Source organism: Micromonospora sp. NBC_01392 (assembly GCF_045040125.1).
In the GTDB taxonomy this organism is placed as follows: domain Bacteria; phylum Actinomycetota; class Actinomycetes; order Mycobacteriales; family Micromonosporaceae; genus Micromonospora.
Window position 1 is genome coordinate 3,566,786 of the sequence record NZ_CP109549.1, and the last position, 19,123, is coordinate 3,585,908.

Here is a 19,123-nt window from a genome sequence, read left to right on the forward strand (position 1 = left end):
CACCGGGCGACCTCACCTTCGGGAGCAGCCATGAGTCAGCCGCCGTCGACCGCCGGCACCACCGTCCTCGCCCGGCGTACGGGCCCGATCCGCGCGGTCGTGTTCGACCTCGACGGGGTCGTGGTCGACAGCTCGGCGGTGATGCGCGAGGCGTTCAGCATCGCGTACGCCGAGGTGGTGGGCGGCGGACCGGCGCCGTTCGAGGAGTACAACAAGCACATGGGGCGGTACTTCCCGGACATCATGCGGCTGATGGGGCTGCCGCTGGAGATGGAGGCGCCGTTCGTCCGGGAGAGCTACCGGCTGGCGCACCGGGTGCCGCTGTTCCCCGGCGTCCGGGAGACGCTGGAGGCGCTGCACGAGCGTGGCGTCCGGATGGCGGTCGCCACCGGCAAGAGCGGCCCCCGCGCCCGGTCCCTGCTGGACCTGCTCGGCGTGCTCGCGCTCTTCGACCACGTGATCGGCTCGGACGAGGTGCCCCGCCCCAAGCCGGCGCCGGACATCGTGCTGCGCGCGTTGGAACTGCTCGACATGCCGCCCGGCGTGGCCATGATGGTCGGTGACGCGATCACGGACCTGACCAGCGGCCGGGACGCCGGCGTGACCACGGTGGCCACCACCTGGCACGGCGGTGACGTGACCGCGCTGCTGGCCGCCGGCCCCGACCTGGTCGCGCACAAGCCGGAGGAGCTGCTCACCCACTGCCCGGCGGTGCGCTGAGGCTCGGCCGGGAGCCTGCCTGTCATCCGGGTATGCCGACCGTCGCGGCGGGTGTCAATGCTCGGTAATGAGTTCGTGTAAAAGATTTAATGCAAAAACACTCGCTTGTGCTGATCTTCGCATCGATCGATACTGATGACCGAGCGTGGGGTGTCGCATACATCGAGTAAGCCCTCACCTTGTCGCCGTGTCGCGTCCTCTGCCTCTGCGTCACGGATATCGGCCTGCTCAAGAGCAGTCTCAAGACGGAGAGGGGGGCGGATATGCCCTTGTCGTTGGCGGACCTCAGGAAACTCGGGGACACCCCGATCACGATCGAGTCGAAGACCTACCCCGAAGTGTGCCTGCGCATGGACGGGACCGGAGTGCCCACCACCATGGCGGGTGGCGGGACGGTCAACTGCAACTTCCGCGCCGCGGACCAGGAAAAATTCAAGCTCCGCGATCACGGCAACGACACCTTCTCGATCGAGTCGATCGCTTTCCCCGGCATCTACCTGCGAATGGTCGCCGTCGACGTCAATTCCCAAACCACCACCGGTGGTGTCGTCAACTGTCAACTCAATGCCGACGGCGGCGGTCACGAGACGTTCAAGTTCCGCGTCCAGGCCGACGGTTCCTACTCCATCGAGTCGCTCGCCTTTCCGAACGTCTTCCTGCACCTGGTCGGCACCGGGGTGACGGCGCACACGGCCCAGGGCGGTGGGAAGGTCGACTGCCGCTTCAACGCCAACGGCGGTGCCGAGGCGACGTTCGCCGTCAGCATGGCCAGTCAGAGCCTGGACTTCTCCAACGCCCAGTTGCAGTCGCAGACCATGTGGTGCTGGGCGGCCAGCTCGGTCAACATCGCGAGATTCTACAATCCGAACACCACGCAGACCCAGTGCGCCCAGGCCAACGCACAGTTCAGCCAGGACAAATGTTGCAACGCCGCCGACGCCGGTGGTGCGGCCTGCAATCGGGGATCCTGGCCGACCGATGCCCTGACCCGGATGCGCCACCTCAAGGAGGAGCTGTTCCGGGCACTGACGCCCGTGGAGGTCGCGGCCGAGTTGGCGAAGTCGCAACCGGTCGGGGTCGACACGCATTGGCGGAACGGCGGAGGCCACATCGTCGTGATCCGGGGACGGTGGGAATCGGGCGGCACCGAATGGCTGAGAATCCACGATCCCTGGGATGGATTCGTGGACGTGACATTCGATAGCTTCGTGAACAACTACACCGCTGCCGGCGGGGTCTGGTCCCGCAGCTATCGGACCGTGCGCCAAGCATGAGGAGCTGAGATGCCACTACACGTTCCGGAGCCACCGCACGGCCAGGCCGACCAGGTGAAGTCGAAGCTCCACAGGTTCGCCGACGAGGGAAGATTCACCGGCAAGGCGCTACGCGGCGCCCGAAAAGAACAGCTCGACGTGTCCACCCCCCACCAGGTCTTCACGATGGGGCTCGACGACGTCCTTGCCGGGGGCGGTGTCGACCGGACGCAGCCCGCGGGTTGGCGCTATCTGATCGAGGACAGCGGGCAGCCGATTGCCAGCGCCGAGACCTCGGCCGGCCCGGAGGGGACGCAGGAGGTGTCGAAGTTCACCGAGGGGCCGTTCGTGGCCGCCACCGACAAGGCCATGAAAATCGTCCGGAGGCTGCCCAAGCTGGCCGCCGCCGGCTTCGAGCTGCGGCTGTTGCGCGTTCCCGCCGTGTACCAGATGGCACTGTGGCTGCACTCCGCGGAAGAAGACCTGCTGGTGCCGTTGGAACCGTCGCCCATCGGCAAGGAGGGCAAGGCCATGCCGGCGGGCGAGTTCTTCAGCGACCTGGCGGAGCTGGCCCGCGCCACGTCCTTCCGGACCGAACCGAACTGATCGCGCCTCCGGATCCGGTACCGCCTACATCCCGGCCAGGGCGGCGCGGACCTCGTCCTCCGGCACGTCGGCGACCAGCTCCGGGCCGGCCTGGCCGTCCAGCACGAAGGTCAGGCCGGCGGTGGACTTCTTGTCGCGGCGCATGAACGCGATCAGCGCGTCGTGCGTCACCCCGGCCGGCAACGCCGTGTCCAGGCCGTAGCCGGCCACCACCTCGTGGTGCTCGGCGACCCGGGCGGGAGTGATCCGACCGAGCCGGCCGGCCAGCCGCCCGGCGAACACCGTGCCCACGCCGACCGCCTCGCCGTGCCGCAGCCGGAAGTCGGTGGCCCGCTCCAACGCGTGGCCGAGCGTGTGACCGTAGTTGAGGATGTGCCGCAGCCCGGCGTCGCGCTCGTCGGCGGCGACCACCCGGGCCTTGAGCGCCACGCACGCGGTGATCTGCTCGGTCACCGTCCGGCCGCGCAGGTCGCCGGCGCCGATGAAGTGCGCGCGGGCGATCTCGCCGTAGCCGTTGCGCCGCTCCACCTCCGGCAGCGTGTCCAGGTGCTCGGTGTCGCAGAGCACCGCGCGTGGCTGCCAGTAGACGCCGACCAGGTTCTTGCCCTCCGGCAGGTTCACCGCGGTCTTGCCGCCCACGCTGGCGTCCACCTGGGCCAGCAGCGACGTCGGCAGGTGGAGCACCGCGACGCCCCGGTGGTAGAGACCGGCGGCCAGGCCGACCACGTCGGTGGTGGTGCCGCCGCCGCAGGAGACCACCGCGTCGGCCCGGGTCAACCCGAACTCGGCGAACGCCCGGCACAGCGCCTCCACGGTGGCCAACGTCTTGTCGTGCTCGCCGTCGCGGGCCGGCACCACCCGGTGCGGCACGCCCGGGTCGGGCGTCCACTCCGGCGGCCGGGCCGAGACCACCACGACCCGGCGGGCCCCGATCCGCGCCACCTCCGCGGCCAGCCGGTGCCGCACGCCCGGGCCCACCAGCACCGGGTACGCGCGGTCGCCCAGTTCCACGTCGACCCGTTCCACGGTCATCCGGCTCTCCCACCTGGTGCGGCGACGGTCTGCCCGGCCAGCCGCAACGCCAGCGCGGCCAGCGAGTCGACGGCCGGGTCGATGCCCCAGCGGCGGTGGCTGAGCTGGGCGTGCTCGGCGATCAGGAAACCGCGCGGCGCGGCCGGGTGGTCCTCGGCGATCACCTCGGTCACCCGGTCCAGATAGCGCCGCCAGGCCGCCGACACCGGATCGTCGGCGAGCGGCAGGTCGGCGGCGGCCAGCACGATCTTGTCGGCGCCGGCGTGCGCCTGCGCGGCGAGGTCCCGGCGCTGCGCCCCGGTCAGCGCGCGACTGCGGTCCTGCCAGTGCAGGAACAGGAAGGACGCCCGGTCGCCGGCCGGCAACAGCCCGCACAGGTGTCGCAGGTGCGCCACCGCGAGCGGCAGCTCCAGCCCGGCCAGCCACGGTGGTTCACCGCCGAGCAGACCCAGCGCCACCTCGCTGCCGGCGTGGGCGAGCGGTCCGCCCCGGGCCGGGTCGCGCACCGCGTACGCCGGGGGCGCCGGCCGGACCGACGGGCCGAGCCGGTCCCGCGCCAGGTCCAGCGCTGCGGGCCCGGCGTGCAGGCCCAGCCGCAGCCGGGTCGGACCGGGGGAGTCGAGCCGGTCGAAGAACCAGCAGCCGCCCGGGTCGGCGGCGCGCAGCTCGGACACCAGCCCCGCCAGCACCGTGCCGACCAGCTCGGCCGCCCGCACGTCGACGCATCCCCCACCGGGCACGGCGAGGTCGGCGAACAACCAGGAGCGTTCCATGGCACCTCGACTGTCGGCGGTGGTACGCGGCGTCCTCGGGGCGTGCCCATCATCACCGCGCCGGCCCGCCGGAGGGCCCGCACGCGGCCGGGAACCGGGGTCCGGTTAGGGGGCGACAGGGGTAGGTCACCGCCGGGCCGCTGGCCAGACTTGGGCCGTTACGGCGAAGGACGGATGTGCTGACATGCTTCGGAGTGACCTGGTCCAGCCGTTGCCCGAACTGCTCCGGGCCCACGCCGGCCGGCTGCCGGACCAGGTGGCGTTCCGCGACGCGGACCGGGCGGTGTCCTGGGCCGCGCTGGAGGCGGTCACCGCCCGGCTGGCCGGCCACCTGGTCGACGCGGGCGTCGGCCGGGGCGAGCGGGTCGCGTTCTGCCTGGGCAACCGGGTGGAGACGGTGGAGACCTGGCTGGCCGTGACCCGGGCCGCGGCGGTCGGCGTACCGCTGAACCCGCGCAGCACGGACGCCGAGCTGGCCCACCTGCTCGACGACTCCGGCGCGGTGCTGGTGGTCACCGACCCGCAGCACCTCGACCAGCTCCTGCGGCTGCGCGCGGACCGGCCCGACCTGCGGATCTGGGTGACCGGCGACGGGCCGTACCCGGACCCGGCGACGGCCTGGCCGGCGCTTGTCGACGCGCCGCCGACCGCCGACGCCCGCGACGACCTCGGCCTGGACGAGGTCGCCTGGATGCTCTACACCTCCGGCACCACCGGCCGGCCCAAGGGCGTGCTCTCCACCCAGCGCACCTGCCTCTGGTCGGTGGCCGCCTGCTACGTGCCGGTGCCCGACCTGACCGCCGCCGACCGGGTGGTCTGGCCGCTGCCGTTGTTCCACAGTCTCTCCCACATCGGTTGCGTGCTGAGCGTGACCGCGGTCGGCGCGAGCGCCCGCCTGGTCGACGGCTTCGCCGCCGCCGACGTGCTGCGCGCGGTCGCCGAGGACGAGGCGACCGTGCTGGCCGGCGTGCCCGCCATGTACCACCACCTGGTCGACGCGGCCCGCGCCGACGGGTTCCGCGCGCCCGCGCTGCGGGTCTGCCTGGTCGGTGGCGCGATCACCACCGGGGAGCTGCGCCGCGCGTTCGAGGAGGTCTTCGACGCGCCGCTGCTCGACGCGTACGGCAGCACCGAGACGTGCGGCTCGATCGCGGTGACCCGGCCGGACGAGCCCCGGGCCGAGGGCTCCTGCGGCCGGGCCGTGGACGGCGTGCAGGTGCGCCTGGTCAGCCCGGACACCGGCCGCGACGTGCCGACCGGCGACGAGGGCGAGGTGTGGGTCCGCGGCCCGGGCGTCATGCTCGGCTACCACGGGCTGCCCGAGGCCACCGCGGCGGCGCTGCGCGACGGCTGGTACCGCACCGGAGACCTGGCCCGCCGCGACGCCGACGGGAACCTCTTCGTCACCGGCCGGCACCGGGAACTGATCATCCGGGGCGGCGAGAAGGTGCACCCGGTCGAGGTGGAGGACGTGCTGCGCGCGGTGCCCGGCGTGGCCGACGTGGCGGTCACCGGCCGCCCGCACGAGGTGCTCGGCGAGGTGCCGGTCGCGTACGTGGTGCCCGCGCCGGAGGGCTTCGCGCCGGCCGCCGCGTACGCCGCCTGCCGCGAGCGGCTCGCGTACCACAAGGTGCCGCAGGAGCTGTACGAGATCGACGCGGTGCCGCGGACCGCCTCCGGGAAGGTCACCCGGCGGCTGCTGGCGGAGACGCCGGCCCGGCTGCGCGCGGTCAACGGCACACACCACGAGGCGCTGACCCGGCTCACCTGGCGTCCACTGGCACCTGTCGACCGCGCGCCCGGCCGGCGCTGGGCGGTCGTCGGGCCGCACGCCGGGGCGGTCGCCGACGCGCTGACCGCCGAGGGCGAGGACGTCCACACCGGCGCCCACTCCACCGACACCGACGCGGACGTGCTGGTGCTGGCCGGCGTCGACCCGGCGGCGCTGCCCGGCTGGCTCGACGACGCGCGCTACGCGACCGCCCGGGTGGTGGTGCTGACCAGCGGCGCGGTGGACGCGTCCACCGCCGACACGCCCGACGACCCCGACCTGGTCCCGGCCGCCGCCGTCGCCTGGGCGCAGGCGCGCTGCCGGCAGGCGGCCCGGCCGGACCGGATCGTGCTCGTCGACGCCGATCCCGCCTCGGCGGCGTTGCTGCCGTCCGTGGTGGACGCCGGCGCCGCCCAGGTCGCGCTGCGCGCCGGCACCGCCCGGTACGCGGCGCCCGCGCCGGCCGCCGCGCCGGCCCCGGAACACGCCGCCACGGTGCTCGACCCGGCCGCGCCGGCGGTGCTGGCCGGCGCGGACACCGCCGAGCGGGCGGCGCTGGCCCGACACCTGACCGGCGCGTACGGCGCCCGGTCGCTGCGGCTGCTGCCGGTCGACGGCCCCGCCACCGACCTCGCGACCCGGGACGGGGAACCGGTCGGGGCGGCCGTGCTGCGGGTCCGCGACGCCGACCTGACCGACCACGACCGCAGCGCCCGGCTGCTCGACCTGGCCGGCCGGCTGGACCGGGACACCCGGCACGCCGCCGCCACCGCGTACACCGTGCTGGTCCCCGCCGACGTGCTGCTCGGCGCGGCCGGACGGGAACCGGCGGCGGGCGCGGTCGCCGCGCTGCACGCGCTCGTCGCCCGGCGGCACGCGGCCGGGCTGCCGGCCCGGCTGGTCGGGGTGACCGGACCGGCGTGGGCCGAGACCGCCGCGTTCGACGTCGCGCACGACGGCGACGACCTGGTGCTGGTGGCCGGCCCGGCCGAGCGGGTGGCCGCCCACCCGGCCTGGCGCGGCCCGAGCCGGCCCGACGACGACGCGGACACGCTGCGCCGCCGGTTCGCGGCGCTCACCACCGCCGACGGCGACCGCCTCCTGGCCGACCTGGTCCGGGCCGCCACCGCCGAGGTCGCCGGGCTGCCCGGCGCGGGCGCGGTCCGGCCCGGCCGGGCGTTCACCGAACTCGGGTTCACCTCGGTCCGCGCGGTCGCGCTGCGCGACCGGCTGAACCGGGCCACCGGCGTCCGGCTCTCCGCCACCGCCGCGTTCGACCATCCGACACCCGCCGCGCTCACCCGGCACCTGGCCACGCTGCTGCGCGGCGCCGGCCCGACCGACGCCGCCACCGGCCCCGCCGCCGGAATCGCGGACGCCGCCGCCCGGACCGGCCCGGTCGCCGCCGACGACCCGGTGGCGATCGTCGCCATGGCCTGCCGGCTGCCCGGCGGCGTCACCGGCCCCGACGAGTTGTGGGAGCTGCTCGAATCCGGCGGCGAAGGGCTCACCGGGTTCCCCACCGACCGGGGCTGGGACCTGGCGCACCTGTTCGCCGACGACCCCGACCGGGCCGGCACCTCGTACGTGCGGGTGGGCGGGTTCCTGGCCGGCGCCGGGGACTTCGACGCCACCCTGTTCGCGATCAGCCCGCGCGAGGCGCTCGCCATGGACCCGCAGCAGCGACTGCTGCTGGAGACGTCCTGGGAGCTGTTCGAGCGCGCCGGGATCGACCCGACCGGGCTGCGCGGCAGCGCCACCGGCGTGTTCACCGGCGTGATGCACCACGACTACGCGGCCAACGTCGGCCAGGCGCCGCCCGGCACCGAGGGCTACCTCGGCGTCGGCACCGCCGGCAGCGTGGTCTCCGGGCGGGTCGCGTACGCGCTGGGCCTGGAGGGGCCCGCGGTGACCGTGGACACCGCCTGCTCGTCGTCGCTCGTCGCGCTGCACCTGGCCGCGCAGGCGCTGCGCGCCGGGGACTGCGCGCTCGCGGTGGCCGGCGGCGTCGCGGTGATGGGCACCCCGCAGGCGTTCATCGAGTTCAGCCGCCAACGCGGACTCGCGCCGGACGGCCGGTGCAAGGCGTTCGCCGAGGCCGCCGACGGCACCGGCTGGTCCGAGGGCGTGGCCGTGCTGCTGCTGGAACGGCTCAGCGACGCCCGCCGCCACGGCCACCCGGTGCTGGCGCTGCTGCGCGCCAGCGCGGTCAACCAGGACGGTGCGTCGAACGGGCTCACCGCCCCGAGCGGGCCGGCCCAGGAACGGGTCATCCGGCGGGCGCTGGCCACCGCCGGCCTCGGACCGGGCGACGTGGACGCCGTCGAGGCGCACGGCACCGGCACCCGGCTCGGCGACCCGATCGAGGCCCAGGCGCTGCTCGCCACGTACGGGCAGGGCCGGCCCGCCGACCGTCCGCTGCTGCTCGGCTCGCTCAAGTCGAACCTCGGGCACACCCAGGCGGCGGCCGGCGCGGCCGGGGTGATGAAGATGGTGCTCGCGCTGCGCCACGGCACGCTGCCGCGCACGCTGCACGTGGACGCGCCGACCGGCGAGGTCGACTGGTCGGCCGGCGCGGTCGAGCTGCTCACCGACGCCCGGCCGTGGCCCGACGTGGACCGGCCCCGCCGCGCCGGCATCTCCTCGTTCGGCATCAGCGGCACCAACGCCCACGTCGTCGTCGAGGCGGCCCCCGCCGCGCCCGCCCCGCCGCCGGTCACCCGGCAGCACCCGGCCGGCGTCGTGCCGTGGCTGCTCTCCGCGGCCAGCCGGGAGGGCCTGCGGGACCAGGCGGCCCGGCTGCTGAGCCGGCTCGACCGGATCGACGCCGACCCGGCCGACGTGGCGTACGCGCTGGCCACCACGCGGGCGGCGCTGGACCACCGGGCGACGCTGCTGGTCGGCGACCCGGCCGACGCCCGCGCCGCGCTGACGGCGCTGAGCCGCGGCGACACCGACCCGGCCGGCGTGCTCACCGACCGCGTCTCCGACGGCCGGCTCGCCGTCCTCTTCGGCGGGCAGGGCGGACAACGCGCCGGCATGGGCCGGGAGCTGCGCGCGGCGTACCCGGTCTACGCGGAGGCGTTCGACGCCGCCTGCGCCGAACTGGACCGGCACGTCACCGGCCAGTCGGTCGCCGACGTGGTCCTCGCCCCGGACGGCGACACGCGGGCGGCGCTGCTGCACGAGACCCGCTACACCCAGCCGGCGCTGTTCGCCGTCGAGGTGGCGCTGCACCGGCTGCTCGAATCCTGGGGCGTCCGCCCGGACCTGCTGCTCGGCCACTCGATCGGCGAGATCGCCGCCGCGCACGTGGCCGGCGTGCTCACCCTCGCCGACGCCGCCGCGCTGGTCGCCGCGCGGGGCCGGCTCATGCAGGCGTTGCCGGCCGGCGGCGCGATGGTCGCGGTGGAGGCCGACGAGACCGAGGTGCTGCCGCACCTGACCGACCGGGTCGGGCTGGCCGCCGTGAACGGGCCGACCGCCGTGGTGCTCTCCGGCGACGCCGACGCGGTCGAGGCGGTCGCCGCGACGCTGCGCGCCGCCGGCCGCCGCACCAGCCGGCTGCGCGTGTCGCACGCGTTCCACTCGCCGCGCATGACGCCGATGCTGGACGCGTTCCGGGAGGTCGCCGCCGGGCTGACCTACCGCGCGCCGCAACTGCCTGTGGTGTCCACGTTGACCGGCGCGCCGGTCGACGCGGCCCGGCTCACCTCGCCCGAGCACTGGGTGGCCCACGTCCGCGACACCGTGCGCTTCGCCGACGGCGTCCACGCCCTGCACGCCGAGGGCGCCACCACGTTCCTGGAGATCGGCCCCGGCGGCGTGCTCACCGCGCTGGCCGCCGAGTGCCTCGCCGACGCCGGCGACGACCTGGCGTTCGTGCCCACGCTGCGGGCCGGCACGCCCGAACCGGCGGCGCTGCTCACCGCCGCCGCCCGGCTGCACGTGCGCGGCGTGCCGGTGGACCGGGCCGCGCTGGCCGGCCCCGGCCCGCACGCGCCCGTCGCGCTGCCCACCTACGCGTTCCGGCACCGGCACTACTGGCTGCCCGCCACCCCCGGCGCACCGACCGGCGACGCCGGGCACCCGCTGCTCGCCGCCGTGCTGCCGGTCGCCGGCACCGGCCAGGTGCTCGCCACCGGACGGTTCACCGCCACCCGACCGGCCACCCCGGACGGCGCAGCGCCGCTGCTGCCCGCCACCGTGCTGCTCGACGCGCTCGGCCACCTCGGCGAACGACTCGACACCCCGGTCCTGGCCGACCTGCGGATGCCGGAGCCGGCGCCGCTGCCCGCCGGCCTCGCGGTCGACCTCCAGTTCGACGTCGCCGGCCCGGACGCCGCCGGCCGACGCGCCGCCCGCTGCCACGTCCGCGCCGGCGAGCACGAGCCGTGGCGGGCGGTCGCCGACGCGGTGCTCGCCCCGGCCGACCCGCTCGCCGCGCCCGGCGTACCGGCCCCGGCCTGGCCGCCGGCCGGCGCCCGCCCGGTCGAGGCGGCGCATCCGCTGCTGCGGGCCGCCTGGACCGCCGGGGACCGGCTGCACCTCGACGTACGGCTGCCCGACGACGCCGCCGACCCGGACGCCGAGCGGTACGGCGTGCACCCGGACGTGCTCGACGCCGCGCTGGACCTGCTCCCGCTGGCCGGGTTCGCCCCGCCGGCCGGGCCGGGGGAGCGGATCGTGCCCACCGACTGGACCGGCGTGCGCCGGCACGCCACCGGCGCGTACGCGCTGCGGGTCAGTCTCGCCCCGGCCGGCGCGGACGCGGTCACGCTCACCGCCGTCGACGACGCCGGCCGGCCGGTGCTCGACGTCGACCGGATCGCGCTGCGCGCCGTGACGCTGCCGTCCGCCGCCGCCCCGGCGCCGGAGACCGGCCCGGCCGGGCTCTACACGGTGGACTGGTTGCCCGCCCCGACCGGCCCGGTGCCCACCTGGACGCTCGCCGACGCGGTCCCGGCGACCGGGTCGCTGCCGCCGGTGCTGGTGCTGCGCCTGCCCGACGGCGACCCGGACTGCACCGTCGCGCAGCGCGCCGACGCGATCGGCCTGGACCTGCTCGGCGTGCTGCACCGCTGGCTCGACGACCCGCGCGCCGTCGACACCCGGCTCGCGGTGGCGGTCCGCGACGGCGACCCGGCGCACGCCCCGGCCGCCGGCCTGCTCCGGGTGGCCCGCGCCGAGCACCCCGACCGGTTCCTGCTGCTGCACCTGGACACCGTCGACGACACCACGGTCCGCGCCGCGCTGGCCGCCGCCGACGACGAACCCGAGGTCGCGGTCCGCGACGGCCGCGCGTTGCTGCCCCGGCTCCGCCCGGTCACCGAGCCCGACGCCGCCGCGCGGCCCGCGCTGGCCGGCGGCGCGGTGCTGCTCACCGGCGGCACCGGCGGCCTCGGCCGGCACGTCGCGGTCCACCTCGCGCAGGCGTACGGCGTGCGGGAACTGGTGCTGCTCAGCCGCACCGGCCGGCCCGCCCCCTGGACCGACGAGCTGGCGGCGACCGGCGTCGACGTCCGGGTGGTCGCCGCCGACGTGGCCGACCGGGACGCGCTCGCCGCCGTGCTGGCCCCGCTCGCCGACCGGCTGGTGGCCGTCGTGCACGCCGCCGGCGCCACCGACGACGCGCTGCTCACCGACCTCGACCCGGACCGCTGGACCGGCGCGCTGCGGGCCAAGGTGCACGGCGCCTGGCACCTGCACGAGCTGACCGCCGGCCTCGACCTGGCCGCGTTCGTGCTGTTCTCCTCCGCCTCGGCCACGTTCGGCAGCCCCGGCCAGGGCAACTACGCCGCCGGCAACGCGTTCCTCGACGCGCTCGCCGCGCACCGCCGCGCCCGCGGGCTGCCCGGCACCGCGCTCGCCTGGGGCCTGTGGGCCGAGACCGACGGGATGGCCGGCCGACTCACCGCCGCCGACCTGGCCCGGCTCGCCCGCACCGGCACCCGTCCGCTGGACGCCGCCGCCGGGCTGGCGCTGTTCGACGCCGCGCTGCGCGCCGAACCGGCGACGCTGGTGCCGATCGGACTGGACCTGGCCGCCGTCCGCGCCACCGGGGAGGTGCCGGCGCTGCTGCGGGCGCTGCTGCCGCCGGCCCCGCGCCGGGCCGTCGTCGCCGAGCCCGGCACCAGCACCGGAACCGGCTTCGCCGACCGCCTGGCCGGCCTCGGCGAGCCGGAACGGGCCACGCTCCTGCTCGACCTGGTCCGCACCCGCTGCGCCACGGTCGTCGGGCACGCCGGGCCGGACCAGATCGAACCGCGCCGGCCGTTCAAGGAACTCGGCTTCGACTCGCTGATGGCGGTGGAGCTGAGCAACCGGCTCTCCGCCGCCACCGGCGTCCGGCTCGCCCCGCACGCCGTGTTCAACCATCCCACCCCGGAACTGCTCGCCGCGCACCTGCACGCCCGGCTGCTCGGCACCGCCGCCACCGAGGTCGCCGACGCCACCACCGTCGCGCTCGACGAGCCGGTCGCGGTCGTCGCGATGGCCTGCCGGTTCCCCGGCGGCATCGGCTCCCCGGAGGAGCTGTGGCGGCTGCTCGACGCCGGTGGCGAGGTGATCGGCGACCTGCCCACCGACCGGGGCTGGCCGCTTGCCGACCTGTACGACCCGGAGCCCGGCACGCCCGGCCGCACCTACACCCGGGCCGGTGGCTTCCTCACCGGCCTCGCCGACTTCGACGCCGCGTTCTTCGGCATCAGCCCCCGCGAGGCGCTCGCCATGGACCCGCAGCACCGGCTGCTGCTGGAGACCTCCTGGGAGGCCCTGGAACGGGCCGGCATCGACCCGGACACGCTGCGCGGCAGCCGCACCGGCGTGTTCGCCGGCACCCACGGCCAGGACTACGCCGACCGGATCACCCCCGGCGCCACCGCCGACGACGGCGAGACCGTCGCCGACGAGGGACACCTGCTCACCGGCACCGCCGCCAGCGTGCTCTCCGGGCGGGTCGCGTACGCGCTGGGGCTGGAAGGGCCGGCGGTCACCGTGGACACCGCCTGCTCCGCCTCGCTGGTGGCGCTGCACCTGGCCGCGCAGGCGCTGCGTCAGGGCGACTGCGACCTGGCGCTCGCCGGTGGCGTGTCGGTGCTGTCCGGTCCGGCCGGGCTGACCGGGTTCAGCCGCCAGCGTGGCCTCGCCCCGGACGGCCGGTGCAAGGCGTTCGCCGAGGACGCCGACGGGTTCGGCATGTCCGAGGGCGTCGGCGTGCTGGTGGTGGAACGGCTCTCCGACGCCCGCCGACGCGGCCACCCGGTGCTGGCCGTGGTGCGCGGCTCGGCGGTCAACTCCGACGGCGCGTCCAACGGCCTCACCGCCCCCAACGGGCCGTCCCAGGAACGCGTGATCCGGGCCGCGCTGGCCGCCGCCGGGCTCGACCCGGCCGACGTGGACGCGGTCGAGGCGCACGGCACCGGCACGCCGCTCGGCGACCCGATCGAGGCCGAGGCGATCCTCGCCACCTACGGCCGCCGGCCCGACGGCGTCCCGCCGCTGCTGCTCGGCTCCGTGAAGTCCAACCTCGGCCACACCCAGGCCGCGGCCGGCGTCGCCGGGATGCTCAAGGTCGTCCTCGCCATGCGGCACGGCCGGCTGCCCCGCACGCTGCACGCCGAGCACCGCACCAGCCGCGTCGACTGGGCGGCCGGCGCGGTCGACCTGCTCACCGAGGCCCGGCCGTGGCCGCGTACCGACCGGCCGGCCCGCGCCGGCGTCTCCTCGTTCGGCATCAGCGGCACCAACGCCCACGTGGTGCTCGAGGCCGTGCCGGACGAGCCGGCCGTCGACGCCGAGCCGCCGGCCGGGCCGGTGGCGCTGCCGTGGCTGCTCTCCGCACGTACCCCGGAGGCGCTGGCCGGGCAGGCCCGCCGGCTGCGGGACCACCTCGCCGACCGGCCCGACCAGCGACCGCTGGACGTGGCCTGGTCGCTGGCCACCACCCGGGCCGGATTCGACCACCGGGCCGCGCTGGTCGGCGGCCCGGCCGAGATCACCGCCGGCCTGGACGCGCTCGCCGCCGGCGAGCCCGCCACCGACCTGGTACGCGGCGACGTCACCGCCACCGGCAAGCTGGTGTTCGTCTTCCCCGGCCAGGGCTCCCAGTGGGCCGGCATGGCGCTGGACCTGCTCGACGAGGCGCCCGTGTTCGCCGAGCGGATGGCCGCCTGCGACGCCGCGCTGCGGCCCTGGCTGGGCCACCCGCTGCGGGACCTGCTGCGCCAGGCGCCCGGCACGCCCGACGCCGAGCGGGCCGACGTGGTGCAGCCGCTGCTGTTCGCGGTGATGGTGTCGCTGGCCGAGCTGTGGCGCTCGTACGGCGTGCAGCCCGCCGCCGTGGTCGGCCACTCGCAGGGCGAGATCGCCGCCGCCTGCGTGGCCGGCGTGCTGTCGCTGACCGACGCCGCCCGACTGGTGGCGCTGCGCGCCCGCGCGCTGCGCAAGCTGGCCGGCGCCGGAGTGATGGCCGCCGTGCCGCTCCCGGCCGAGGTGGTCCGCGAACGGATCGCCCGGTACGGCGACCGGCTGGCCGTGGCCGCGGTCAACGGCCCGGCGAACGTGGTGGTCTCCGGCGAACCGGACGCGGTCGACGCGTTCGCCGCCGAGCTGGACGCCGACCGCATCCGGCTGCGCCGGATCCCGATCGACTACGCGTCCCACTCCCCGCAGGTGACGCGGATCCGCGCCGAGCTGGCCGAGGCGGTCGCCGGCATCACGCCCGGACCGGCGGCGGTGCCGATCTATTCCACCACCGACCTGTGCTGGCTCGGCGGCGAGGAGATGGACGCCGACTACTGGTACCGCAACCTGCGCCAGCCGGTCGAACTGGCCGACGCGGTACGCGCGCTGACCGCCGAGGGCCACCACACGTACGTCGAGTGCAGCCCGCATCCGGTGCTCACGCCGGGCATCGAGCAGACGGTCCAGGAGCACGACCACCCGGCGGTGGTGGTCGGTTCGGTGCAGCGCGGGCGGGGCGACCGGGCCCGGTTCCTGCTCTCCGTGGCCGCGCTGCACGTGCGCGGCGTACCCGTCGACTGGCAGCCGGTGCTGGCCGGCGGACGCCGGGTCGACCTGCCCACGTACGCGTTCGCGCACCGCCGCTACTGGCCCCGCCCGGTCACCGGCGCCGCCGACGTCGGCGCGGCCGGGCTGGCCGCCGCCGGGCATCCGCTGCTCGGCGCGTCGGTGCCGCTGGCCGACGGGCGGGGGCACCTGTTCACCGGCCGGCTCGCGGTCGCCGAGCAGCCCTGGCTGGCCGACCACCGGGTCGCCGGCCGGGTGCTGGTGCCCGGCACCGGGCTGGTCGAGCTGTGCCTGCGGGCCGGCGACGAGGTCGGCTGCCCCGCCCTCGACGAGCTGGTCATCGAGGCGCCGCTGACGTTGCCCGAGGACGCGGCCACCCAGGTGCAGGTCGCGGTCGGTCCGCCCGCCGACGACGGCCGCCGCCCGGTCACCGTGCACTCCCGGCCCGCCGCCGGCCCGGCCGACGCGCCGTGGACCCGGCACGGCAGCGGCACGCTCTCCGCCGCCGAAGCCACCCCGGCGACGCCGGCCGGGCCGCCGCCGGACGCCCACGCCGTCGACCTGACCGGCTTCTACGACCGCCTGGTCGACGAGGGGTACGGCTACGGCCCGGCCTTCCAGGGCCTGCGCGCGGTCCGGACCGGCGACGACGAGGTGTACGCCGAGGTGGAGCTGCCGGCCGGCCCGCGCGCCGACGCCGACCGGTACGCGCTGCACCCGGCGCTGCTCGACGCCGCGCTGCACGCCGCGCACTTCGGTGGTCTCGCCGACGCCGGCGGCGAGAAGATCCTGCTGCCGTTCGCCTGGAACGGGCTCACCGTGCACGCCACCGGCGCCACCACGCTGCGGGTCCGGCTGCGGCGGGTCGGCCCGCACGCGTTCGCGCTGTCCGCCACCGACCCGGCCGGCGCGCCGGTGGTCGAGGCGGCGTCGCTGGCCATGCGTCCGATCTCCCGCGCCGAGCTGGGCGCCCGCGACGACGCGGTCACCGACGCGCTGTTCCACCTGACGTGGCAGCCGCTGCCGACGCCCACCGCGCCGACCCCGGCCCGGATCGCCGTGCTCGCCGCCCCGGACGCCGACCCCGCCGACCCGGCCGCGCACGTGTCGACTGTCGACGCCGCCGACGCGGATCTGTCCCACGTGGCCGACCTGTCGCGCCACGCCGACCTGTCCGCCCTCGTCGCCGCGCTCGACGCCGGTGCCGCGACGCCGGACGCGGTGCTCGCGCCGCTCACCGCCGGGGCCGGTGCGCACCGGACGACGACCCGCACCGACCCCGCCGCCCCGGACCGGGCGCGACGGCTCGCCGGGGACGCGCTCGCGCTGGTGCAACGCTGGCTGGCCGAGCCGCGCTGGGCCGAGACCCGGCTGGTGCTGCTCACCCGTGGCGCGGTCGGCGTACACGGGCCCGGTGAGGTCGACGACCCGGCCGCCGCCGCCGCGTGGGGCCTGGTCCGTTCCGCCCAGTCCGAACACCCGGACCGGTTCGTGCTGCTCGACGCCGACGCCGAGCCCGACGCGGCGACCCTGACCGCCGTGCTCGCCGCCGACGAGCCGCAGGTGGCGCTGCGCGACGGCGGCGCGTACGCGCCCCGGCTGGCCCGCCGCGCCGACGCGCCGACGCTCGTCCCGCCCGCCGACGCGACCGCCTGGCGGCTGGACGTGCCCCGCCGGGGCAGCCTCGACCACCTGGCGCTGGTGCCCACCGACGCGGCCGACGCGCCGCTCGGCGCGTACGACGTGCGGGTCCGGGTCCGCGCCGCCGGCCTGAACTTCCGCGACGTGCTCAACGCGCTCGGCCTCTACCCGGGCGATCCCGGCCCGCCCGGTGGGGAGGCCGCCGGTGTCGTCGCCGAGGTCGGCGCGGCGGTCACCGACCTGCGCCCCGGCGACCGGGTGCTCGGCGTGTTCACCGGCTGCTTCGGCCCGGTCGCGGTCACCGACCGGCGGCTGCTCGCGCCGGTGCCGGACGGCTGGACGTTCGCGCAGGCCGCGACCGTGCCGGTGGTGTTCCTCACCGCCTGGCGCGGGCTGGTCGGGCTGGGCCGGCTGCGGGCCGGGGAGTCCGTGCTGGTGCACGCCGGCGCCGGTGGCGTCGGCATGGCGGCGGTGCAGATCGCCCGCCACCTCGGCGCGGACGTCTTCGCCACCGCCAGCGAGGGCAAGTGGCCCGCGCTGCGGGAGCTGGGCGTGCCCGCCGACCACCTGGCGTCGTCCCGGACGCTCGACTTCGAGGCGCGTTTCCTCGACGCCACCGGCGGCCGGGGCGTGGACGTGGTGCTCGACTCGCTGGCCCGCGAGTTCGTCGACGCGTCGCTGCGGCTGCTGCCGCGCGGCGGCCGGTTCCTGGAGATGGGCAAGACCGACCTGCGCGACCCGGCCCGGGTCGCCGCCGACCACCCCGGCGTCGACTACCAGGCGTACGACCTGACGCAGGTCGAGCCGGACGAGATCCAGCGGATGCTCACCGAACTGCTGGCGCTGTTCGCCGCCGGCGCGTTGCGCCCGCTGCCGGTGCGCGCCTGGGACGTCCGGCAGGCCCCGGACGCGTTCCGCTACGTCAGCCAGGCCCGGCACGTCGGCAAGGTGGTGCTCACCATGCCCGAGACGTGGGACCCGGACGGCACGGTGCTGCTCACCGGCGGCACCGGCCTGCTGGGCGGCCTGGTGGCCCGCCGGCTCGTCACCGGGCACGGCGTCCGGCACCTGCTGCTGGCCAGCCGCGGCGGCCCGGACGCGCCCGGCGCGGCCGAGCTGACCGCCGAGCTGACCGCGCTCGGCGCCACCGTCACCGTGGCCGCCGCCGACGTCGCCGACCGGGACGCGGTGGCAGGGCTGCTGACCGCCGTGCCGGCGGCGCATCCGCTCACCGCCGTGGTGCACCTGGCCGGCGTGCTCGACGACGGCGTGGTCACCGCGCTCACCCCGGAACGCCTCGACACCGTGTTCCGCCCCAAGGTGGACGCCGCCCGTCACCTCGACGAGCTGACCCGCCACCTCGACCTCGCCGGGTTCGTGCTGTTCTCCTCCGGGGCCGGCGTGTTCGGCGTGCCCGGCCAGGGCAACTACGCCGCCGCCAACGCCTGGCTGGACGCGTTGGCCCGGCGGCGACGCGGCGCCGGACTGCCCGCCCGCGCGTACGCCTGGGGCCTGTGGGCGCAGGCCAGCACGCTGACCGCCGGCGTGGACCGGGCCGGCACCACCCGCGACGGGCAGCTCGCGATCCCGTCCGACCTGGGCATGGCGCTGTTCGACGCCGGCCTCGCCGCGCCGGAGGAACACCTGGTGCCGACCCGCGTCGACCGGGCCGCGCTGGCCGGCCGGCCGCACGTGCCGGCGCTGATGCGCGGCCTGGTCCGCGTCGACCGGCCGAAGGCCCGCGCCGCCACCACCGGCGGCGCCGACCTGGCCGGGCGGCTGCGCGCGCTCACCGGCGCGGAACAGTCCGCGCTCCTGCTCGACCTGGTCCGGGCCACCGCCGCGGCGGTGCTCGGCCACGGCAGCCCGGACGCCATCCGCGAGGGCCAGGCGTTCCACGAGCTGGGCTTCGACTCGCTGACCGCGGTCGAGCTGCGCAACCGGCTCACCGAGGCGACCGGGGAACGGCTGCCGGCCACCGCCGTCTTCGACTACCCGGACCCGGCGGCGCTGGCCGGCTACCTGCGCTCCCGGCTGGTGCCCGACGGCGCGCAGGCCGCCCCGGCGGTGCTCGCCGAGCTGGAACGCCTGGAACGGGCGCTCGCCGAGACCACCGTCGAGGCGGACCTGCACACCCAGGTGGCGGCGCGGCTGGAAGTGCTGGTCGCCAAGTGGCGGACCATGCGCGGCGCCTCCGCCACCGACGACGACCTGGACCTCGACCGGGCCAGCGACGACGAGATCTTCAGCCTGATCGACACGGAACTCGGGCTGTGACGGCCCAGGCGGACGAACGA

The 19,123-nt window shown here is 76.7% G+C and carries 6 protein-coding genes; 4 read left to right on the forward strand and 2 right to left on the reverse strand.

The genetic code is table 11. The annotated features are described in order from the left end of the window. Window positions 1–30 precede the first annotated feature (30 nt). From OG767_RS16035 to OG767_RS16045, 3 genes are all read left to right on the forward strand, one after another. Window positions 31–720 carry an HAD-IA family hydrolase gene (locus OG767_RS16035; protein ID WP_405089276.1) on the forward strand — a complete coding sequence of 230 codons (690 nt, stop codon included), beginning with the start codon at window positions 31–33 and terminating at the stop codon, window positions 718–720. Between the two features lie 275 nt (window positions 721–995). Then, window positions 996–1,994, forward strand: coding sequence for a papain-like cysteine protease family protein (locus OG767_RS16040; protein ID WP_405089277.1), 999 nt, complete (start codon window positions 996–998; stop codon window positions 1,992–1,994). A gap of 54 nt (window positions 1,995–2,048) precedes the next feature. Then, window positions 2,049–2,579, forward strand: a complete 531-nt coding sequence (locus OG767_RS16045) for a hypothetical protein (protein WP_405089278.1) — start codon at window positions 2,049–2,051, stop codon at window positions 2,577–2,579. A gap of 24 nt (window positions 2,580–2,603) precedes the next feature. Here the strand turns inward: OG767_RS16045 and OG767_RS16050 are convergent, their stop codons facing one another. Beyond that, a complete protein-coding gene (locus tag OG767_RS16050; RefSeq protein WP_405089279.1) occupies window positions 2,604–3,611 on the reverse strand; it encodes a 3-dehydroquinate synthase family protein in 1,008 nt (335 codons plus the stop codon). After that, window positions 3,608–4,384, reverse strand: a complete 777-nt coding sequence (locus tag OG767_RS16055) for a hypothetical protein (RefSeq protein WP_405089280.1) — start codon at window positions 4,382–4,384, stop codon at window positions 3,608–3,610. Before OG767_RS16055 ends, OG767_RS16050 begins: the two co-directional genes overlap by 4 nt. 184 nt (window positions 4,385–4,568) lie before the next feature. Between OG767_RS16055 and OG767_RS16060 the strand changes: the two genes are divergently transcribed. Then, complete coding sequence (locus OG767_RS16060) at window positions 4,569–19,103, forward strand: SDR family NAD(P)-dependent oxidoreductase (RefSeq protein ID WP_405089281.1); 14,535 nt, start codon at window positions 4,569–4,571, stop codon at window positions 19,101–19,103. The last annotated feature ends 20 nt before the right edge of the window (window positions 19,104–19,123 follow it).

What these genes read in the sequence shown, in the direction of transcription:
- OG767_RS16035 (WP_405089276.1), top strand. Translation starts at nt 31, where the DNA reads ATGAGTCAGCCGCCGTCGACCGCCGGCACCACCGTCCTCGCCCGGCGT.
- OG767_RS16050 (WP_405089279.1), bottom strand. Translation starts at nt 3,611, where the DNA reads ATGACCGTGGAACGGGTCGACGTGGAACTGGGCGACCGCGCGTACCCG.
- OG767_RS16055 (WP_405089280.1), bottom strand. Translation starts at nt 4,384, where the DNA reads ATGGAACGCTCCTGGTTGTTCGCCGACCTCGCCGTGCCCGGTGGGGGA.
- OG767_RS16060 (WP_405089281.1), top strand. Translation starts at nt 4,569, where the DNA reads ATGCTTCGGAGTGACCTGGTCCAGCCGTTGCCCGAACTGCTCCGGGCC.